The following is a 20,659-nucleotide window of genomic DNA, read 5'->3' on the forward strand; positions in this document are numbered from 1 at the left end:
CTACTTATTATTGTCATCATTTATAGCTCGCAACCCTATGCCAGAAACCAGCGCAGCAGCTGCCAACCCACCAATCAGGGACAAAGGAACTATTCCCCTGTAAAACTTGAACGCCATTAACAACAATGCCGCCGTAACCATCACTTTGATCACCTCTGCCTTAAGCAAAGTAATCAGAACTCCACTTGGAGATGAGCTGTAGCGACCTCGGGTTGCCACTACTCCAGCATAGCTGCCCACGATTACAGAAGCCCCTCCCGCTATTGCGGAGAGTGCCGCATCTAACCCTGCAAGCAGTAGAGAAGCGACCGAAATGACGACTGTTACGATTATTTGCCAGCGTGCCGCTTTGCTTACTGCGCGGCTTATGTTTTTGTTTGTTGCTTCGTCCATTGAGCACCTTGGAGCGTTAACCCTGTGCTCAGGGCGTTTTAACCGTGCGCATTCTCCGATTTCCCCTCACATAAGTCAAGCACGGTTTTCAGTGGATTTCCACTGAAAACTATTTAAGCTTAGAAATCAGCGCATCCAGATGGTCGAGGCTGACGTATTCAAGCACCAGTTTCCCCGCACCTTTCCTGCCCACTTTGATTTCTACGCTCGTACCGATCTGTTCCGCCAACTCTTCCTGCAAGCGCAGGATGTCGCGATCCGGCTCTGCTTCCAGTTTGGGCTGTGCCGGATTCAGAGTGTTCTGTACTAGCTTTTCAGCCTGCCTTACCGATAACTGCTCCGCCACGATCTTGTTGCCGACTACGATCTGCTGTGCGCCATCCAACGCCAACAAAGCGCGGGCATGCCCCATATCAAGACGCCCTCCCATCAACAACTCTTGTACTGGTGGGTACAGATTAAGGAGTCGCAGAAGGTTGGAGGCAGCACTGCGTGAGCGCCCCACAGCATCGGCTGCTTCCTGATGTGTCATCCCGAATTCGTCGATTAGACGCTGGATACCTTGAGCCTCCTCTAGCGAATTCAGATTCTCGCGCTGGATGTTCTCGATCAGCGCCATCGCCAGAGCCACATTATCTGGCACTTTGCGCACCAGTACTGGAACCCGATCTAGGCCTGCACGCTGCGAAGCGCGCCAACGACGCTCACCCGCAATGATCTCGTAGCCGCCTTCGGCTAACTCGCGCGCCAGAATCGGCTGGATCACCCCTTGCGCTTTGATCGATGCCGCCAGCTCATCCAGCGAAGCTTCATCCATGTGCGTTCGCGGCTGGTATTTGCCCGGTTTGAGCTGCCCGACCTCTAACTCGCGCAATTCGTCGCTGCCGGATACATCCCCCATCAAAGCATCCAGCCCGCGCCCCAGCCCCTTATTCGGTTTTGCCATCATTTTCTCCTTGCGTCGCAGCAGATTTACCCAGCAACTCGGTCGCCAATGCCAAGTAGGCCAGCGCACCTTTGGAATTCTTGTCGTGCAGCAACACCGGCACGCCATAACTCGGCGCCTCAGCCAACCGAACATTTCGCGGGATCACCGTCTTATAGACTTTGTCCCCAAAATGCTGCTGCAACTGTGCCGACACCTGCTGCGCCAACGTGCTGCGCAGGTCGAACATGGTGCGCAACAGCCCTTCGATCTCCAGTTCAGAATTCAGGCTGGAGCGCACCCGGCGTATAGTATTCACCAGATCGCTCAGACCCTCCAGCGCGTAGTACTCGCACTGCATCGGAATCATTACAGCGCGCGCCGCACACAGTCCGTTCAGCGTCAGTAGATTCAGTGTCGGCGGGCAATCGACCAAGATGAAATCGTATTCGTCCGCGACACCGTGCAACTGGAAGCGCAGCCGCGCTTCGCGATTTTCCATATCCACCAGCTCTACTTCCGCGCCAGCAAGGTCGCGATTGGATGGCAATACATCGAACTTGCCCGCCTCGGAGCGCACCCGCGCTGCGGCCAATGTGCGTATGCCCAGCAGTACGTGATAGACCGAAGCCGACAGTTTGTGCTTATCCACGCCGCTGCCCATCGTCGCATTGCCCTGCGGATCCAGATCGACCAGCAACACGCGCTGGCCGTGCGCCGCCAGACTCGCCGCCAGATTGACCGTAGTGGTGGTCTTTCCGACCCCGCCTTTTTGATTGGCTATCGCCAGTATCTTTGCCATCACTCCGCTTTCAATATCACTAGACTGCGCGCCGCATCCAAGCCGGGCACGCGCAGGGGTAGATTCGCCAGTACCGCAACATCGGACGGCAGCCGCTTCAATTCTTGTGCGGGCGCACCCTTCATCGCCGCCCAGCGACCATCGTTCGCCAATAGATGACGTGTCAATGTCACAAAATCCACCGCCTCCGCAAAGGCTCGCGAGATGATGCCATCAAATGGTTGTAGCGGCGCAAAGTCTTCCACCCGCGCACAGTGTACGCTCACATTTTGCAATCCCATCTCGATCGCCGCCTGCTGCACGAAACTGGTTTTCTTGCTGTTGCTGTCCAGCATGGCAAACGACCACTCGGGGCGCACGGCCGCAAGCACCAGCCCCGGCAAACCAGCGCCACACCCCACATCCAACCAGCGCCCTGACCAAAGATGGGGTAGCACCGCTAGGCTATCCAACAAATGGTGGCTGACCATCTGCTGTGGATCGCGGATCGCGGTCAGGTTGTATACCTTGTTCCACTTTTGCAGTAATGCCAGATATGCCAGCAGCTTCTGCTGCGCTTCCGGTGTGATATCCAACCCAAGCTGCGTGATACCGCGCGAAAGTTCTGTCGCCTGACTCATGCCTGCACACCCTTATCCTTGAAACCCCGCTTCAGATGCACCAAAAGCAGCGAGATCGCCGCCGGCGTGACGCCCGAAATGCGAGAGGCTTGCCCCACCGTCTCCGGTTTGTGCTGGTTGAGCTTCTGCTGCACCTCGATAGATAGACCGCGCACCGTGCGGTAATCCAGAGTCTGCGGCAACACCGTCTCCTCTTGGCCCTGCTGGCGCGCGATCTCCTCACGCTGGCGCTCAATGTAGCCGTGGTATTTGGCTTGGATCTCCACCTGCTCCGCCACCAGCGGATCAGCCGCTGACTCGCCCGCGCCGGGCAAAGTCATCAGAGTCTGGTAAGTCACATCGGGACGACGCAACAACTCGTGCAAACAGTATTCGTGCTCGATCGCCTTGCCCAACACACGTTCAGCATCAGCTGCTTCCAAGGTTTTGGGATTCACCCAAGTCGATTTCAACCGTTGCTGCTCCTGTGCAATAGCTTCGCGCTTGGCCTCGAATGCCGCCCAACGCACGTCGTCCACCACGCCCAAGCGACGACCGATCTCCGTCAGGCGCAGATCGGCGTTGTCTTCGCGCAATTGCAGCCGGTATTCGGCGCGGCTGGTAAACATACGGTACGGCTCCGTTGCCCCGCGCGTAATGAGGTCGTCCACCATCACACCAAGGTAAGCCTCATCTCGGCGCGGGCACCAGCCCTCTTCATCTCGCGCCTGCAAAGCCGCATTCACGCCTGCCAGCAAGCCTTGTGCCGCTGCCTCTTCGTAACCCGTAGTACCGTTGATCTGCCCAGCAAAGAACAACCCGGCGATGGCCTTGGTTTCCAGCGTGGACTTCAGCCCACGCGGATCGAAATAGTCGTATTCGATGGCGTAGCCGGGCCGCGTCAGATGCGCGTTCTCCAGCCCCTTGATGGAATGCACCAGCGCCAGTTGCACGTCGAACGGCAGACTGGTGGAAATACCATTGGGATAGACCTCGTGGGTGCTCAAGCCCTCTGGCTCCAGAAATATCTGGTGCGAAGTCTTGTCGGCGAAACGGGTGATCTTGTCCTCGATGGACGGACAGTAGCGCGGGCCGATACCCTCGATCACGCCGGTGAACAGCGGCGATCGATCCAGCCCGCCCCGAATGATGTCGTGAGTTCGCTCGTTGGTGTCGGTGATCCAGCATGGCAGTTGGCGCGGATGCTGGGCCGCGTTGCCGAGGAAGGAAAACACCGGCGTCGGCGTGTCGCCCGGCTGCTCCGTCATCACCGAAAAATCGATGCTGCGCGCGTCGATGCGCGGCGGCGTGCCGGTCTTGAGTCTGCCCTGCGGCAGCTTCAGCTCGCGCAGGCGGTGCGCCAGACTGACCGACGGCACATCGCCCATTCGTCCAGCCGGATAGTGCGCCTGCCCCACGTGGATAAGCCCAGAAAGGAATGTGCCAGTAGTGAGCACTACCGTTTTGGCCATGAAGCGCAATCCGAGTTGGGTGACCACACCGTTCACAGTGTCGTGCTCCACCAGCAGATCGTCCACCGCCTGCTGGAACAGCCACAGGTTGGGCTGATTCTCCAGCCGTGAGCGGATCGCCTGCCGGTACAGCGCGCGGTCGGCTTGGGCGCGCGTAGCGCGCACCGCTGGGCCTTTGGACCCATTCAGAATGCGGAACTGAATGCCACCCTCGTCGGTGGCCGCCGCCATCGCCCCGCCCAGCGCATCCACCTCTTTGACCAGATGCCCCTTGCCGATGCCACCGATGGACGGATTGCACGACATCACGCCCAGCGTTTCGATGTTATGGGTGAGCAACAGCGTGGAGCGGCCCATGCGCGCCGATGCCAGCGCAGCCTCCGTCCCGGCATGGCCGCCGCCGACTACGATCACATCGAATTGTTGCGGAAAATTCATTGGGTTGAGATTGGAATCAGACTCATTCAAGGGCGGCGATGATACACCAAACCCAGCACAGGCCGAAGCCGCTGCCGCCGGTTCAATTAAGCCGCCTTGTGGAAAGGCTCAGACTAGCCAACTTAAAGTGGCGGGCAACCTGCCAATTCATTGCGGTAGTCGGTGCAAGCCGAGTCGAAAAGGCAGACTCGATTCCGGCCTGTGGTCTTAGCTCGATACATCGCCTGATCAGCCCGCTTGAGTAGATCATCGACCGAACTATCTGTCCCACTGAACATACACAGACCGATGCTCGGGGAGCTGTGGTACGGCTGCGACTTTAACTGATACGGATTCGCCAATACCTCACGAATCTTCTCGGCCACTTTAGAGGCACCTTGTTGTGCTACCTCCATCCCATCGCTGAGGTTCTCGACCAACACTACGAATTCATCGCCACCAAGACGAGCAACGGTATCCACCTCCCGCACGCAGGACTTAATTCGAGCGGCAACTTCGATTAGGAGCAGATCGCCGTAATCGTGCCCTAGGGTGTCATTCAGCATCTTAAATTTGTCTAAATCGAGGAACATGAGTGCACCAAACTGCCCGCTTCGGGCCGACGCCGAAACGGCAACTGACAACCGATTAAGCAATAGTCGACGATTTGGCAGGCCAGTCAGGGCATCCGCAAAGGCCATATCCCGTATTTCATCTTCGTATTTTTTTCGCGCGGAGATATCCGTGAAAATCGCCACATAATTTACGACCGCTCCATCGGGGGCTTTCACGGCAGTGATCGTCATTTGCTTCGGATAGATCTGACCATCCTTCCGTTTATCCCATATTTCCCCTGCCCACGCCCCAGTGCATTTGATTTGCCGCCACATATCTGTGAAGAATGCCGAATCATGACGTCCAGAGCTAAGGATTTTTGGATTTAATCCCCGCACCTCGGCTTCGGCATAGCCGGTGATTTGCTGAAACGTCCTATTGACGCGAACAATGTTAGCTTGCGAGTCAGTGATCATCACCGCATCCTGCGCATCAAAGGCCACGGCCAATATTTTCAAATCGGCCTCGGTCTGTCGCTGTTTCTCAACCAAAGCCGACAACTCACCATTCAGCACTCGCAACTGCTCCTCAGAGCTTGTGATCAACCGCAGCTCGCGTCTGTATCGGTTACGAAATCGATGCATCGCTTCGATGGACAGTGAAACGATGATCCCATCACCCAGAAACACTAGGTTTGACCACAGACTGAGCTTCAGCACTTCATGGGAAAAGGAGTAATACGGCGGCGTGAAAAAGTAGGTAGCGAACACCATTCCCATCACCGTGGCGATCAGTCCTGCCCGATACCCTGCCAGAATTGCCGCAAGCGTGACAGAGGGAAAGAACGTTACATACTGCAAACCAGCGTCAACGGAACAAATAAACTCGCGCGCATGCCACCTTGATCACTCTCGATCAGATGACTCACAAGCCAACGCTGAAATCTGCCTTCTCCGTGCTGCATAGCCTCACCGCCTTTGCATTACATAGGATGCCGTCATTATCACTAGAAATGCTGCACAAGCAAGCAGCCTATGATCTAGCGTCGCGATTCAATTAGCTTTTAAATCTGATTGTTACAGTGGGGTCGCCTAAGGTAATCGACTGGGATCGCCCAAGTGATGCCTCCTAGGCTTTGCAGGGGCTAAGACCCGTTCGCCTTAAGCCTCTGGATAATCCAAAAGTTAAGTCGGCAAGTTCTTCACTCGCGAAATACGCACAACTTCTGGGATTTTGCGCAGGCTGCGCATAACGTTTGCCAGATGCAAACGGTTACTGACTTGCAAGGTGAAGTGCAAGCAGGTGTAGTCGCCTTCGTTGGTGAAGTTGACATTCTCGATGTTGGATTCAGCTTCAGCGATAGCGGCAGCGACCTTGGCCAAGACCCCGCGCTGGTTCGCCACCAAGAGTTTGACGCTCACCTCGAACGGACGGTTGATGTTGCGATCCCAAGCGACATCGAGCCACTTATCCACGCCGCTACGCCCCTTGCGCAAAGTCGGACAGTCGTGAGTGTGGACAACTAAGCCTTGACCGCTCTTAATGACGCCGATGATAGGGTCGCCAGGAATCGGGCGGCAACACTTGGCAAATTGCACTGCCATACCTTCCGTCCCTTGGATCGTGACCACACCGCTGGATGTGGCCTCATGACCGCCTTCTTCGCCGACGCGCATCAGCTGACGCGCAACCACCATATTCAAACGGCGCCCGAGGCCGATGTCCGCCAAAACTTCGTCACGCGACTTAACGCCGATCTCCTTAAGGAACCGGTTCCAGCTCGCTTCGTCTGCCGCCCAACTTTTCAGGCCAAGAGACGAAAGCGCCTGATTGAGCAGACGCTCGCCCAGCTGTATCGCTTCCGAAAAATGTGCTGTGCGCAGAAAGTGGCGGATCTCACTGCGCGCTTTGCTAGTGACCACATACGATAACCACGCCGGATTGGGCTTGGCATGCGGCGCGGTGATGATTTCGACGCGATCGCCGTTGCTCAACTCGGTACGCAATGGCACCAGCTCGAAATTGACCTGAGCAGCAACACAGCGGTTACCGATGTCAGTGTGGACGTTGTAGGCAAAATCCACCGCCGTCGCGCCACGTGGCAGCGCCATGATCTTACCCTTGGGCGTGAACACATAGACCTCATCGGGGAACAGGTCAACCTTGAGATGCTCCAGAAACTCGACCGAATCGCCACTCTGCGACAGGCTTTCCAGCAGACTTTGCAGCCATTGATGGGTTTTCTTGTGCAAGTCGTTGAACGGTGCGTCGGGTGTCTTGTATAGCCAGTGAGAAGCCACGCCCGCGTCGGCGATCTTGTGCATCTCGTGGGTACGAATCTGCACTTCGATCGGCGTACCAAAGGGGCCGAATAGTGTTGTGTGCAAGGACTGATAGCCGTTGGCCTTAGGGATGGCAATGTAATCTTTGAATTTGCCGGGAATCGGCTTGTACAAGCCATGCAGCGCACCTAACGCTACATAGCAGGATGCCACATCATCCACCAATACGCGAAAACCGTAGATATCCAGCACCTGCGAGAACGCCAGCGATTTTGTCTGCATCTTGCGATAGATGCTATGCAAATGCTTCTCGCGCCCTTGCACATCCGCTTGGATATGTTGCTCGGTCAGCCGCTGCCGGATAGCATCCAAGATCTTACCTACCACTTCACGGCGATTGCCGCGAGCCACCTTCAGCGCCTTGGTCAATACCGCATATCGGTTCGGATGCAGATAGCGGAAGCTCAGGTCGTCCAGCTCTTGAAAGATAGCATTCAGGCCAAGACGATTAGCGATAGGCGCATAAACGTCCATCGTTTCGCGGGCGATCCGCTCGGTCTTTTCCGCCGTCATCGACCCCAGCGTGCGCATATTGTGCAGCCGATCAGCCAGCTTGATGAGGATGACCCGCACATCGCGCGCCATCGCCAGCAGCATCTTGCGGAAATTCTCCGCTTCCGCGTCTTCGCGCGTTTCGAATTCGATCTTATCCAGCTTGGACAACCCATCCACCAGTTGCGCCACCGGCTTGCCGAATTTCTCGGCGATCTGCTCCATGGTAATGTCGGTATCTTCGATCACATCATGCAAAAGTGCCGCGATGATCGCCTGCACATCCAGATGCAAGGGCGTAAGAATGCGAGCCACCGCAATCGGGTGGCTAATGTAAGGCTCGCCGGATTTACGAAACTGCCCCAAATGCGCCGCCTCACCATACTCAAGCGCTTCGCGGACATGTTCCACGTCCTTGGGCTTGAGATAGGCGGCGACCTCTTCGATCAGTATCTCGGCGTCAGTCATACGAAAAAACAGGGGATGCGGTCACTGGAAGCGACCGCTAGACAGAATCAGGCTTGACCGCGATTCAGAACTTCTAAGCCGACCTTACCTTCGCCGATTTCGCGCAAGGCAGCTACAGTCGGCTTGTCCTTATTCTCTTCCACCAAGTAGCTCGCGCCATTGGCTAGTTGGCGAGCGCGATAAGCAGCGGCCAAGGTCAATTCGAAGCGATTTGGGATATTCTTCAGACAGTCTTCTACAGTGATACGTGCCATTATTTACTCCAAGGATTGCAATTGATTGATGAGGTCTTGGTATCTGACCATTTGACGCTTGCGCTGCTGCCGAGCGGCGATAACCACCGCATCCAGTTGCCGCAAAGCTTCGTCCAGCTTGTCATTGATAATAACATAATCGAATTCAGAGACATGCGAGATGTCTTCACGTGCGGCTGCCATCCGATTGGCAATGACTTCTTCACTATCCTGCCGGCGACCACTCAAGCGAGTGTGTAATGCTTCAATCGAGGGCGGCAGGATAAAAATACTAATCGCTTCCGGAAACAACCTGCGCACCTGAGCCGCACCTTGCCAGTCGATCTCCAACAGGATGTCACTCCCCTCGTGCAGCTGCGAATTTATCCACGATTCCGATGTCCCATAAAGATTTCCGTACACTTCAGCACTTTCTAAGAAATCACCACGCTCGGACATTTGCACAAACTCGTCACGGCTAACGAAATGATATTCTCGGCCATTGACTTCGCCTGGGCGCGGTAAGCGCGTTGTGTAAGAAATCGAAAGCCTTATGCCCGAGTTTATGACCAGCAAACGCTGCACCAAGCTCGTCTTGCCCGCCCCAGATGGAGCACTGATAATGAAAAGGTTGCCTGACATGAGTAATATCTGAAATATTTAAAATTTGAACTCTGGTTTCAATATACGAGCCTGGCTACCCCGGCTACTAAATTTTAAGCAAATCAAGGCGCACAAAGCTGATGAATTGCGCAATCTGGTTTTGGACGGTATGGGTAACAAACACCACAGACTGAGAAGGATCGAAGCCAGCGACTAGGGAATACAAGGCACCTACTAAAAGCGCGATCAGCCCGAATATCACAACTTCAAAGAAGTTCGGCCAGAAGAAAATCGCAAAGATTGTTGCATTCACCAGGCCTAATGCAGCGCAAATTTTACCCATGTCTTCACTAAAATAATCGCGGTAGAACGTAGGGTCAGTGTAATTCAATCCTGCCGCAAACACGCATGGAAAGATGACCAGAAACAAGGCCGCCGCAATTACAAATATCCCCAGTGGCACAATTGCGCCCAAGCCATGGAATATATCGAATGAAAACGCTCTCGAAATAGCCATGGATTCGCCTCTTGCAATGGCCTTTTCCCTCACCGAAGAAATCTTACGCCAGACCTTTATCACTAAAATCAGCAATAAGACACTCAAGAGCAACACATACAAATCCTTGGACATCTACACTATCCCCACAATTATTAATATCCAGCAGCCTTGATCACCAGAGTGCGCCCCTCTTTACTTTGCGGCCGCGACTATACCGACTAACACCGCCTATTCCAAATTCTGAATCTGTTCTCGCATCTGTTCGATCAGCAGTTTCACCTCTACCGAGGCGCGTGACACTTCGCTATCGACCGCCTTAGAGCCTAACGTATTAGCCTCGCGATTCAGTTCCTGCATCAAAAAGTCTAAGCGCTTGCCAACAGCACCTCCTTTTTCCAGGATTCTCTGAACCTCGGTCAGATGGGACGACAAGCGCGACAACTCCTCGTCAACGTCGATACGCGTAGCGAATAGCACCACCTCCTGATGTAAGCGGTCACTATCCTGTCCTTGCATAGCTTCGCGGAGACGAGCAGCCAGCTTTGCTTCATAAGCTGCAATCGCAGCAGGAATTCGCGGGGCAACGGCCACGCGTATCTCCTCAATATGCGCCACTCGTTGCAGCAGAAATTGCTTGAGTTTCTCGCCTTCACGAGCACGAGCAGAGGAAAACTCCTCAATTGCCTCCTGCATCAATCGCAAGACAGCCGTCCGCAACTCCTCCGCTGATGCAGCGGGACTTTCTAACACACCCTCCCAGAGCAACACATCCGAAACGCTCAATCCGCGCGCATCGTGAAGCACCGTCTGAATTTGCCGACTCCAGTCAGCGAGCTGATGCAGAAGTTCAGTATTAAGCTTGGTCGTGGTTGTGGCGACGCCACGGGACGCATAATTGATGCGGCACTCAATTTTACCGCGTTGCATTTGGGCCGACACAGCTTCGCGCAACGCCGGCTCGAGCGAGCGCAGGTCTTCCGGCATCCGCACCTGAAAATCCAGATAGCGATGGTTAACAGAGCGCAACTCCAACGTCAACGCGCCGCTCGGCAAATCTGCTGCTACAGAGGCGTAGCCTGTCATGCTATAAATCATTACCACTCCTGCGAGAATCAAGCACGTGATTATACTCGGTATAATGGGCGACATTCTTTTGAGGAGTCACCATGCGTCCCAGCCTACGTCTAGCCAATGAACTGCGCCGAGTGCGTATCACCCGCCATTACACCAAGCACGCCGAAGGTTCAGTATTGATTGAGTTCGGCGATACGAAAGTGATCTGTACCGCTAGTGTCGAAGAGCGCGTCCCCCCGCATAAGCGTGGTAGTGGCGAAGGTTGGGTGACTGCGGAATATGGCATGTTGCCGCGCTCCACGGGTGAACGGATGCAGCGTGAAGCGGCCAAAGGCAAGCAATCTGGGCGCACACAAGAGATCCAGCGCCTGATCGGTCGCAGCTTGCGCGCCGTGGTCGATCTACAAAAGCTAGGCGAGCGCACCATTCAGGTGGATTGCGACGTGATCCAGGCCGACGGCGGCACCCGTACCGCGAGCATCACCGGCGCGTATGTGGCTCTGCACGATGCGGTGACCAAACTGATCCGCGATCAGAAGCTAACTGAAAGCCCGCTCAAGGATTTCATCGCCGCCATTTCGGTCGGCATCTATCAGGGCATACCCGTGCTGGATCTGGACTACGTCGAAGACTCCGACTGCGACACCGACATGAACGTAGTGATGACTGGCTCAGGCGGCTTCGTCGAAGTGCAGGGAACGGCAGAAGGCGCCCCCTACTCTCGCGCCGAAATGAATGCACTGCTGGATTTGGCGCAGGCTGGCATCGCACAGCTCGTCGAGATTCAAGGCGACGTGCTAGGCGGCTAAAATGAACAAGCTGGTCATTGCCTCCAACAATCCTGGCAAACTGCGCGAGTTTCAACGCATGTTGGCACCGCTCGGCATAGAAGTCCTGACACAAGCCCAGCTTGGCATCAGCGAAGCAGAAGAGCCGCACTGCACCTTCGTCGAAAACGCACTGGCCAAGGCACGCCACGTCAGTCGCGCCAGCGGTTTACCCGCCTTGGCTGACGATTCTGGCATCTGCGTGGACACGCTGGGCGGTGCACCCGGCGTGATCTCGGCACGTTTTGCTGGAGATAATCCAAAGTCAGACCAGCGCAATAACGAAAAGCTATTAGACACGATGCAAGGCGCTACTGACCGCCGCGCTCATTACTACTGCGTACTGGTAATGGTACGTCACGCCGACGACCCCCAACCTTTGATCGCTGAAGGTGAATGGCACGGCGAGATCGCCCATGAAGCGCGCGGCGATGGCGGCTTCGGCTACGATCCGTATTTCTGGCTACCCCACTACGGAAAAACGGCGGCAGAGTTGCCGCATGAGGAAAAGGCCAAGATAAGCCACCGCGCAATTGCACTAAGCAAGCTATTGGCTAGGCTAGAGATGTATGCAAGCTAATTGGTAGCCATAAAAGCAAAAAGCCCAGAATGAACTGGGCTTTTTGTTTGTAAGGAGTCTGACGATGACCTACTTTCACATGGGCAATCCACACTATCATTGGCGCGAAGTCGTTTCACTGTCCTGTTCGGGATGGGAAGGAGTGGGACCAACTTGCTATGGTCGTCAGACATAACTGTCGGCTGACTGGTGTCTCAGTTGAGAGGCCAGTCGGCCATATTCTGGATGAAGTAAAGAGGTTTTGATTGTTGCGAGCAACACCTGTTTTGTTACTTAATGTTATAGGATCAAGCCTCACGAGCAATTAGTATCAGTTAGCTTAACGCATTACTGCGCTTCCACACCTGACCTATCAACGTCCTGGTCTCGAACGACTCTTTAGGGGCATCTAGTGCCCAGGGAAGTCTCATCTTGAGGCGAGTTTCCCGCTTAGATGCTTTCAGCGGTTATCTCTTCCGAATTTAGCTACCCGGCAATGCCATTGGCATGACAACCGGTACACCAGAGATTCGTCCACTCCGGTCCTCTCGTACTAGGAGCAGGTCCCCTCAAACTTCCAACGCCCACGGCAGATAGGGACCAAACTGTCTCACGACGTTTTAAACCCAGCTCACGTACCACTTTAAATGGCGAACAGCCATACCCTTGGGACCGGCTACAGCCCCAGGATGTGATGAGCCGACATCGAGGTGCCAAACTCCCCCGTCGATATGAACTCTTGGGAGGAATCAGCCTGTTATCCCCAGAGTACCTTTTATCCGTTGAGCGATGGCCCTTCCATACAGAACCACCGGATCACTATGACCTGCTTTCGCACCTGCTCGACTTGTCAGTCTCGCAGTTAAGCTCTCTTTTGCCATTGCACTATCAGTACGATGTCCGACCGTACCTAGAGAACCTTCGTACTCCTCCGTTACAATTTGGGAGGAGACCGCCCCAGTCAAACTGCCTACCATGCACGGTCCCCGATCCGGATTACGGACCTAGGTTAGAACCTCAAACACATCAGGGTGGTATTTCAAGGATGGCTCCATAAGGACTGGCGTCCCTACTTCAATGCCTCCCACCTATCCTACACAGATCTGTTCAAAGTCCAATGCAAAGCTACAGTAAAGGTTCATGGGGTCTTTCCGTCTAGCCGCGGGGAGATTGCATCTTCACAAACATTTCAACTTCGCTGAGTCCCGGGTGGAGACAGTGTGGCCATCGTTACGCCATTCGTGCAGGTCGGAACTTACCCGACAAGGAATTTCGCTACCTTAGGACCGTTATAGTTACGGCCGCCGTTTACTGGGGCTTCGATCAAGAGCTTGCACCCCATCACTTAACCTTCCAGCACCGGGCAGGCGTCACACTCTATACGTCCACTTTCGTGTTTGCAGAGTGCTGTGTTTTTATTAAACAGTCGCAGCCACCATTTCACTGCAACCCCATCGACCTTCGAGAGCAAGTCTCTACAATCTACCGGGGCGCACCTTATCCCGAAGTTACGGTGCTAATTTGCCGAGTTCCTTCACCCGAGTTCTCTCAAGCGCCTTAGAATTCTCATCCTACCCACCTGTGTCGGTTTGCGGTACGGTCTCAATATAACTGAAGCTTAGTGGCTTTTCTTGGAAGCTTGGTATCAGCAACTTCTGCACCTAAGTGCATCGTCATCACGCCTCAGAATTGATCTCCCGGATTTGCCTAAGAAATCTCCCTACACGCTTAAACTGCCTATTCCAACAGACAGCTTGCTTAACCTTCTCCGTCCCCACATCGCATTACATTGAGGTACAGGAATATTAACCTGTTTCCCATCGACTACGCTTTTCAGCCTCGCCTTAGGGGCCGACTCACCCTGCTCCGATGAACGTTGAACAGGAAACCTTGGGTTTTCGGCGAGGGAGCCTTTCACTCCCTTTATCGCTACTCATGTCAGCATTCGCACTTCTGATACCTCCAGCATTCTTCACAGAACACCTTCGCAGGCCTACAGAACGCTCTCCTACCATATGTACAAGTACATATCCGCGATTTCGGTGCATAGTTTGAGCCCCGTTACATCTTCCGCGCAGGACGACTCGATCAGTGAGCTATTACGCTTTCTTTAAATGATGGCTGCTTCTAAGCCAACATCCTGACTGTTTTAGCCTTCCCACTTCGTTTTCCACTTAACTATGTCTTGGGGACCTTAATCGGCGGTCTGGGTTGTTTCCCTTTCGACACCGGACGTTAGCACCCGATGTCTGTCTCCCACGCTCGCACTTCTCGGTATTCGGAGTTTGCAATGGTTTGGTAATCAGCAATAGACCCCTAGCCATAACAGTGCTCTACCCCCGAGAGTGATACGTGAGGCACTACCTAAATAGTTTTCGGAGAGAACCAGCTATTTCCAAGTTTGTTTAGCCTTTCACCCCTATCCACAGCTCATCCCCTAACTTTTCAACGTTAGTGGGTTCGGACCTCCAGTTGGTTTTACCCAACCTTCATCCTGGCCATGGATAGATCACTTGGTTTCGGGTCTACACCCAGCAACTATCGCCCTTATCAGACTCGGTTTCCCTACGCCTCCCCTATTCGGTTAAGCTCGCTACTGAATGTAAGTCGCTGACCCATTATACAAAAGGTACGCAGTCACGGAACAAGTCCGCTCCCACTGTTTGTATGCATACGATTTCAGGATCTATTTCACTCCCCTTCCGGGGTTCTTTTCGCCTTTCCCTCACGGTACTGGTTCACTATCGGTCGATTACGAGTATTTAGCCTTGGAGGATGGTCCCCCCATGTTCAGACAGGATTTCTCGTGTCCCGCCCTACTTGTTCCAACCCTATTTCCACCACTGAATTTTCAAATACGGGGCTATCACCCACTATGGCCAGCTTTTCCAAGCTGTTCTCTTAATTGAATGGCTAAAGGTTGCAGGCTGCTCCGCGTTCGCTCGCCACTACTTACGGAATCTCGGTTGATTTCTTTTCCTTCAGCTACTTAGATGTTTCAGTTCGCTGAGTTCGCTTTACCTGACCTATGTATTCAGTCAGGAATGACCCAAAGGGCCGGGTTTCCCCATTCAGATATCTACGGATCAAAGCTTTATTGCCAGCTCCCCGTAGCTTTTCGCAGGCTTACACGTCTTTCATCGCCTGTAATCGCCAAGGCATCCATCATATGCACTTATTCGCTTGACCCTATAACGTTAAGCCCTCCGAAGAGGTCAACATTACAAGTGTTGTTTGTCTCGCGTTTGTGACCGCATCGATACGACTAGCATCAATACGGCTTGATACAATCAAAACCCATTTAGTTTTTCCACTCACATGCGCACGGTTTCCCGCACCCACGTCAGTGAGAATCACTTTCTTTACTTCTTCCAGATTTTTAAAGAACTACTTGCGCCATTAAGACTCAAGACATAAATCATCATCTCGATAATCATTTATGTCTTGTGACTCGTACCAGGTAATGGTGGAGGTTGACGGGATCGAACCGACGACCCCCTGCTTGCAAAGCAGGTGCTCTCCCAGCTGAGCTAAACCCCCTCTTTACTTGGTGGGTCTAGTTGGACTCGAACCAACGACCCCCGCGTTATCAACACGGTGCTCTAACCAGCTGAGCTACAGACCCAAACGCAGCCGTTAGCAACAACTCATTCGCTGTCAGTTAAAGCATTCACTGTTTTAACTAACGGCTAACGACTCATAACTAACAACTTCTTAAACAACCGATGAGTGTAGGCACTCGGATCAAGATACTCTAGAAAGGAGGTGATCCAGCCGCACCTTCCGATACGGCTACCTTGTTACGACTTCACCCCAGTCATGAAACCCAGCGTGGTAAGCGCCCTCCTTACGGTTAGGCTACCTACTTCTGCCAGATTCCACTCCCATGGTGTGACGGGCGGTGTGTACAAGACCCGGGAACGTATTCACCGCGACATGCTGATCCGCGATTACTAGCGATTCCGACTTCATGGAGTCGAGTTGCAGACTCCAATCCGGACTACGATCGGCTTTCTGGGATTGGCTCCACCTCGCGGCTTGGCAACCCTCTGTACCGACCATTGTATTACGTGTGAAGCCCTACCCATAAGGGCCATGAGGACTTGACGTCATCCCCACCTTCCTCCGGTTTATCACCGGCAGTCTCATTAAAGTGCCCAACTAAATGATGGCAATTAATGACAAGGGTTGCGCTCGTTGCGGGACTTAACCCAACATCTCACGACACGAGCTGACGACAGCCATGCAGCACCTGTGTCCAAGTTCTCTTTCGAGCACAATCCCATCTCTGGAATCTTCTTGGCATGTCAAGGGTAGGTAAGGTTTTTCGCGTTGCATCGAATTAATCCACATAATCCACCGCTTGTGCGGGTCCCCGTCAATTCCTTTGAGTTTTAACCTTGCGGCCGTACTCCCCAGGCGGTCAACTTCACGCGTTAGCTGCGGTACTAAGGAAGTCTCCTCCCCCAACACCTAGTTGACATCGTTTAGGGCGTGGACTACCAGGGTATCTAATCCTGTTTGCTCCCCACGCTTTCGTGCATGAGCGTCAGTATTGACCCAGGGGGCTGCCTTCGCCATCGGTATTCCTCCACATCTCTACGCATTTCACTGCTACACGTGGAATTCTACCCCCCTCTGCCATACTCTAGTCTTGCAGTCACAAACGCCGTTCCCAGGTTAAGCCCGGGGCTTTCACGTCTGTCTTACAAAACCGCCTGCGCACGCTTTACGCCCAGTAATTCCGATTAACGCTCGCACCCTACGTATTACCGCGGCTGCTGGCACGTAGTTAGCCGGTGCTTCTTCTGATGGTACCGTCATCAGTCACAGGTATTATCCGTAACCTTTTCTTTCCACCTGAAAGAGCTTTACAACCCGAAGGCCTTCTTCACTCACGCGGCATGGCTGGATCAGGCTTTCGCCCATTGTCCAAAATTCCCCACTGCTGCCTCCCGTAGGAGTCTGGGCCGTGTCTCAGTCCCAGTGTGGCAGATCATCCTCTCAGACCTGCTACGGATCGTCGCCTTGGTGAGCCTTTACCTCACCAACTAGCTAATCCGATATCGGCCGCTCCGACAACGCAAGGCCATTACTGGTCCCCTGCTTTCCCCCTCAGGGCATATGCGGTATTAGCGTAACTTTCGCTACGTTATCCCCCATTGCCGGGTACGTTCCGATATATTACTCACCCGTTCGCCACTAACTCTGGAGCAAGCTCCAAAATCCGTTCGACTTGCATGTGTAAAGCATGCCGCCAGCGTTCAATCTGAGCCAGGATCAAACTCTTCAGTTCAATCCTACTTTTGATCAGCTTTCGCCAATCGGTCTCACTCAAAATAAATCGACTTGCGTCTTTTCATATATAAGCGAGGTACTTCAGTTTTTTTATAGTATGTGCCAATAGCCTAAACTATCAACACCACTCAACCCAAGCACCTACACTCATCAGTTGTTTCTTCTATCTTTTAAGGAACTTTCCTGCTCCGCTTTCGCTTCGCATCCACTGCCTCAGCAGCGAAGAGGTGCGCATTATAGGGACTCAAAATTTCTTGTCAACCTTAATTTCGCTTACCGTTTTTTCTTCATGCTGAACTTGAAAAACAAGAATCAATTTTTTGATTCTTAATCGCTTTTACCCTCAGGTATCGCTTTGTTTTTCGCCCTGCAGCAGCGAAGAGGTGCGCATTATAGCGATGAAACTTTTTGCGTCAAGTGAATTACTACACTTTCTTTACCAACCCCACGCAAGCCCCTGAAAACGTACAATACGCGCCATGAAAAATCTTATCCCCCAGCTGGTTCTCGGCATCGAAAGCTCTTGCGACGAGACCGGTATCGCTCTTTATCACCAAGAACGCAGGCTGCTTGCCCATGCCTTATTCACACAGGCCGCCATGCACAGCGAGTATGGCGGCGTCGTTCCTGAACTTGCTTCACGCGATCATGTGCGCCGTGCACTACCGCTAATACGACAAACGTTGGAGCAAGCCGACTGCCAACTCACCGATCTCGATGCCATCGCCTATACACGCGGCCCCGGTCTCTCCGGCGCGCTATTGGTAGGAGCCAGCATCGGCTGCGCTCTAGGTTATGCGCTCGACATCCCGGTTATTGGCGTTCATCACCTCGAAGGCCATTTGCTTTCGCCGCTACTTGCCGATCCCGCACCCGAATTTCCCTTCATCGCCCTGCTCGTCTCCGGCGGGCATACTCAGTTGATGCGCGTGGACGGCATCGGGCAATACACTTTATTGGGGGAAACACTGGACGACGCCGCTGGCGAGGCTTTCGACAAGAGCGCCAAACTGCTGGGGCTGAGCTACCCCGGCGGCCCTGAGTTGGCAAACCTGGCCGCACTTGGGATGCCCGGACGATTCAAGCTGCCGCGTCCGATGCTGCACAGCGGCGACTTGGAGTTCAGCTTCAGTGGACTTAAGACTGCCGTACTGACACTGACCAAGCAACACGAGCTAGATGAACAGACGCGCGCTGACATCGCCCACGCTGCACAAGCAGCCATCGTGGAAGTGCTAGTCAGCAAAGCACTTTTCGCACTCAAACAGACCGGACTAAAGCAACTAGTGATTGCGGGCGGGGTCGGGGCCAATCAGCTCTTGCGCAGCCAGCTTAACGCAGCCGCCACACGTAAAGGAATTCAGGTGTTCTATCCTGCGCTGGAATTCTGCACGGATAACGGTGCGATGATCGCTTTCGCCGGAGCCTTACGTCTGCGCCAGCAAGAACCGCAAGTGGGATACGCCTTCGACATCAAACCACGCTGGGATCTACAGCAGATTTCTTAGGCCAACCGCTCCAATAGCTTGCCATGGATGCCGCCGAAGCCGCCGTTACTCATCACCAGAATCTGATCACCGGGGCGTGCAGCGGCGACAATAGCCTCAATCAACTCGTTCAGGTCATCCTTCACCACCGCCTTGTCACCCAAGGGAGATAGTGCGCCGCGCGCATCCCAGCCAAGGTTGCCCGCGTAACAGAACACCAGATCGGCATCCTTCAGACTAACCGGCAACGCATCCTTCATCACCCCAAGCTTCATGGTGTTAGAGCGCGGTTCCAGCACAGCTAGGATGCGCGCGTCGCCGACCTTACGACGCAGCCCAGCAACGGTAGTGTCGATTGCCGTAGGATGATGGGCGAAGTCGTCATAGACAGTGATGTCATTGACCGTTCCGCGCACTTCCATGCGTCGCTTGACGTTCTTGAACTCAGCCAGTGCGGCCAAGCCCTGCACCACCGGCACACCAACGTGGCGCGCAGCGGCCAGTGCGGCCAGCGCGTTCATGCGATTGTGTTCACCGAGCAACTCCCAGCGCAAGTTACCTTGCACCTCGCCATTGAGCGTCACCACATCGGCATCGTCGATGTTCCAGCCATCGTCACTACCGAAGCGCTCCACCGCAGTCCAGCAGCCGCGCTGAATAACGCGCGCCAATGACGTCTCGCGCCCGTTACTCACCACCAAGCCATTGCCCGGCACGCTGCGAACAAGATGATGGAACTGCGTCTCGATGGCGGCGAGGTCGGCAAAGATGTCGGCATGATCGAACTCAAGATTATTGAGGATGGCCGTGCGCGGACGGTAATGGACAAACTTGGAGCGCTTGTCGAAGAAAGCGGTGTCGTATTCGTCGGCTTCGATGACAAAGAACGGCGACTCAGTGATACGGGCAGAAACGCCGAAATTCTGCGGTACGCCGCCGATCAGGAATCCGGGATTCAACCCGGCATACTCCAAGATCCAAGCCAGCATCGAGGTTGTCGTCGTCTTGCCATGCGTACCCGCCACCGCCAGCACCCACTTGTCGCGCAACAAGGTATCGGCCAGCCATTGCGGGCCGGAGGTGTAGGGCAGGCCGCGATTGAGTATCTCCTCCATCAACGGATTGCCGCGCGACACGACGTTGCCGACCACGAACACGTCGGGATCAAGCGACAACTGCTCGACACCAAAGCCCTCGATCAACTCGATGCCTTGTTCTTCGAGTTGGGTGCTCATCGGCGGATAGACGTTGGCATCGCAGCCGGTGACGCGGTAGCCCGCCTGTTTGGCCAGCACGGCGATGCCGCCCATGAAGGTGCCGCAAATGCCGAGGATGTGAATATGTTTGCTTTGGCTCATTTGAATCACGCACGAAAGATAAAGTACACCGCGCCCATCAGGCACAGCCCCGCATATATATAGTCCATCTTGAGTGGCTGCCCCATATATAGGACAGCGAACGGCACGAACACCGACAAGGTGATGACTTCCTGCAAAATCTTCAGTTGCCCGAGGTCGAGTACGTTGTAGCCGATGCGATTCGCCGGCACCTGCAACAGTACATGCAAGTTTTACATGACTTGACTTACTGTGCAAGTATTTCCAAAATGGACAC

15 protein-coding genes, 2 tRNA genes, 3 rRNA genes and 1 pseudogene are annotated in these 20,659 nt (G+C 54.1%); 3 read left to right on the top strand and 18 right to left on the bottom strand.

From position 1 onward, the window contains the following. The 11 genes from OYT1_RS12940 to OYT1_RS12990 all read right to left on the bottom strand — a co-directional run bounded on the left by OYT1_RS12940 (position 1) and on the right by OYT1_RS12990 (position 10,895). A complete protein-coding gene (locus tag OYT1_RS12940; RefSeq protein WP_062626428.1) occupies positions 1–393 on the bottom strand; it encodes an ATP synthase subunit I in 393 nt (130 codons plus the stop codon). Between the two features lie 109 nt (positions 394–502). Further along, on the bottom strand, positions 503–1,339 hold the full coding sequence (locus OYT1_RS12945; RefSeq protein ID WP_062626427.1) for a ParB/RepB/Spo0J family partition protein: 837 nt from the start codon (positions 1,337–1,339) through the stop codon (positions 503–505). Continuing rightward, positions 1,323–2,120, bottom strand: a complete 798-nt coding sequence (locus tag OYT1_RS12950) for a ParA family protein (protein WP_062626426.1) — start codon at positions 2,118–2,120, stop codon at positions 1,323–1,325. Before OYT1_RS12950 ends, OYT1_RS12945 begins: the two co-directional genes overlap by 17 nt. Next, positions 2,120–2,740, bottom strand: coding sequence for a 16S rRNA (guanine(527)-N(7))-methyltransferase RsmG (rsmG, locus tag OYT1_RS12955; protein ID WP_062626425.1), 621 nt, complete (start codon positions 2,738–2,740; stop codon positions 2,120–2,122). Before rsmG ends, OYT1_RS12950 begins: the two co-directional genes overlap by 1 nt. Continuing rightward, on the bottom strand, positions 2,737–4,629 hold the full coding sequence (mnmG, locus tag OYT1_RS12960; RefSeq protein WP_062626424.1) for a tRNA uridine-5-carboxymethylaminomethyl(34) synthesis enzyme MnmG: 1,893 nt from the start codon (positions 4,627–4,629) through the stop codon (positions 2,737–2,739). Before mnmG ends, rsmG begins: the two co-directional genes overlap by 4 nt. A gap of 122 nt (positions 4,630–4,751) precedes the next feature. Further along, positions 4,752–6,023, bottom strand: a complete 1,272-nt coding sequence (locus OYT1_RS12965) for a diguanylate cyclase domain-containing protein (RefSeq protein ID WP_084611965.1) — start codon at positions 6,021–6,023, stop codon at positions 4,752–4,754. Between the two features lie 324 nt (positions 6,024–6,347). Then, positions 6,348–8,465: a RelA/SpoT family protein gene (locus tag OYT1_RS12970; protein WP_062626422.1), complete on the bottom strand. Its 2,118-nt coding sequence runs from the start codon at positions 8,463–8,465 to the stop codon at positions 6,348–6,350. Positions 8,466–8,512: 47 nt separating this feature from the next. After that, the gene (rpoZ, locus tag OYT1_RS12975) at positions 8,513–8,719 is read right to left on the bottom strand and encodes a DNA-directed RNA polymerase subunit omega (protein ID WP_062626421.1); all 207 of its coding nucleotides are present in this window, start codon (positions 8,717–8,719) and stop codon (positions 8,513–8,515) included. 3 nt (positions 8,720–8,722) lie between these two features. Next, positions 8,723–9,340, bottom strand: a complete 618-nt coding sequence (gmk, locus tag OYT1_RS12980; RefSeq protein ID WP_062626420.1) for a guanylate kinase — start codon at positions 9,338–9,340, stop codon at positions 8,723–8,725. Between the two features lie 67 nt (positions 9,341–9,407). Continuing rightward, entirely contained in the window at positions 9,408–9,932 is a 525-nt protein-coding gene (locus OYT1_RS12985; RefSeq protein WP_145983723.1) for a hypothetical protein, read from the bottom strand. A gap of 96 nt (positions 9,933–10,028) precedes the next feature. Next, on the bottom strand, positions 10,029–10,895 hold the full coding sequence (locus OYT1_RS12990) for a YicC/YloC family endoribonuclease (protein WP_062626418.1): 867 nt from the start codon (positions 10,893–10,895) through the stop codon (positions 10,029–10,031). Between the two features lie 71 nt (positions 10,896–10,966). Between OYT1_RS12990 and rph the strand changes: the two genes are divergently transcribed. Further along, entirely contained in the window at positions 10,967–11,683 is a 717-nt protein-coding gene (rph, locus tag OYT1_RS12995) for a ribonuclease PH (RefSeq protein WP_062626417.1), read from the top strand. Between the two features lies 1 nt (position 11,684). Beyond that, on the top strand, positions 11,685–12,281 hold the full coding sequence (gene rdgB, locus OYT1_RS13000) for an RdgB/HAM1 family non-canonical purine NTP pyrophosphatase (RefSeq protein ID WP_062626416.1): 597 nt from the start codon (positions 11,685–11,687) through the stop codon (positions 12,279–12,281). A gap of 56 nt (positions 12,282–12,337) precedes the next feature. On the opposite strand, the gene rrf is transcribed toward rdgB, so the two are convergent. The 5 genes from rrf to OYT1_RS13025 form a co-directional block, all read right to left on the bottom strand. Further along, positions 12,338–12,451 (bottom strand): 5S ribosomal RNA (gene rrf / locus OYT1_RS13005). A gap of 113 nt (positions 12,452–12,564) precedes the next feature. Continuing rightward, positions 12,565–15,449 (bottom strand): 23S ribosomal RNA (locus OYT1_RS13010). A gap of 275 nt (positions 15,450–15,724) precedes the next feature. Next, positions 15,725–15,800, bottom strand: a tRNA-Ala gene (locus tag OYT1_RS13015). 8 nt (positions 15,801–15,808) lie between these two features. After that, positions 15,809–15,885: transfer RNA gene (locus OYT1_RS13020), tRNA-Ile, on the bottom strand. 133 nt (positions 15,886–16,018) lie between these two features. Continuing rightward, positions 16,019–17,556, bottom strand: a 16S ribosomal RNA gene (locus OYT1_RS13025). The 16S, 23S and 5S rRNA genes sit together here with 2 tRNA genes alongside, the layout of an rRNA operon. A 481-nt stretch (positions 17,557–18,037) precedes the next feature. Here OYT1_RS13025 and tsaD point away from each other — a divergent pair. After that, positions 18,038–19,066, top strand: coding sequence for a tRNA (adenosine(37)-N6)-threonylcarbamoyltransferase complex transferase subunit TsaD (gene tsaD, locus OYT1_RS13030; RefSeq protein ID WP_062627354.1), 1,029 nt, complete (start codon positions 18,038–18,040; stop codon positions 19,064–19,066). On the opposite strand, the gene mpl is transcribed toward tsaD, so the two are convergent. Both mpl and OYT1_RS13040 read right to left on the bottom strand, forming a co-directional pair. After that, the gene (mpl, locus tag OYT1_RS13035; RefSeq protein ID WP_062627353.1) at positions 19,063–20,403 is read right to left on the bottom strand and encodes a UDP-N-acetylmuramate:L-alanyl-gamma-D-glutamyl-meso-diaminopimelate ligase; all 1,341 of its coding nucleotides are present in this window, start codon (positions 20,401–20,403) and stop codon (positions 19,063–19,065) included. The genes tsaD and mpl overlap by 4 nt on opposite strands. 5 nt (positions 20,404–20,408) lie before the next feature. After that, a pseudogene (locus tag OYT1_RS13040) lies at positions 20,409–20,603 on the bottom strand (DMT family protein); the annotation flags it as partial. Positions 20,604–20,659 lie beyond the last annotated feature (56 nt).

The organism is Ferriphaselus amnicola, assembly GCF_000974685.2.
GTDB classification, from domain to species: domain Bacteria; phylum Pseudomonadota; class Gammaproteobacteria; order Burkholderiales; family Gallionellaceae; genus Ferriphaselus; species Ferriphaselus amnicola.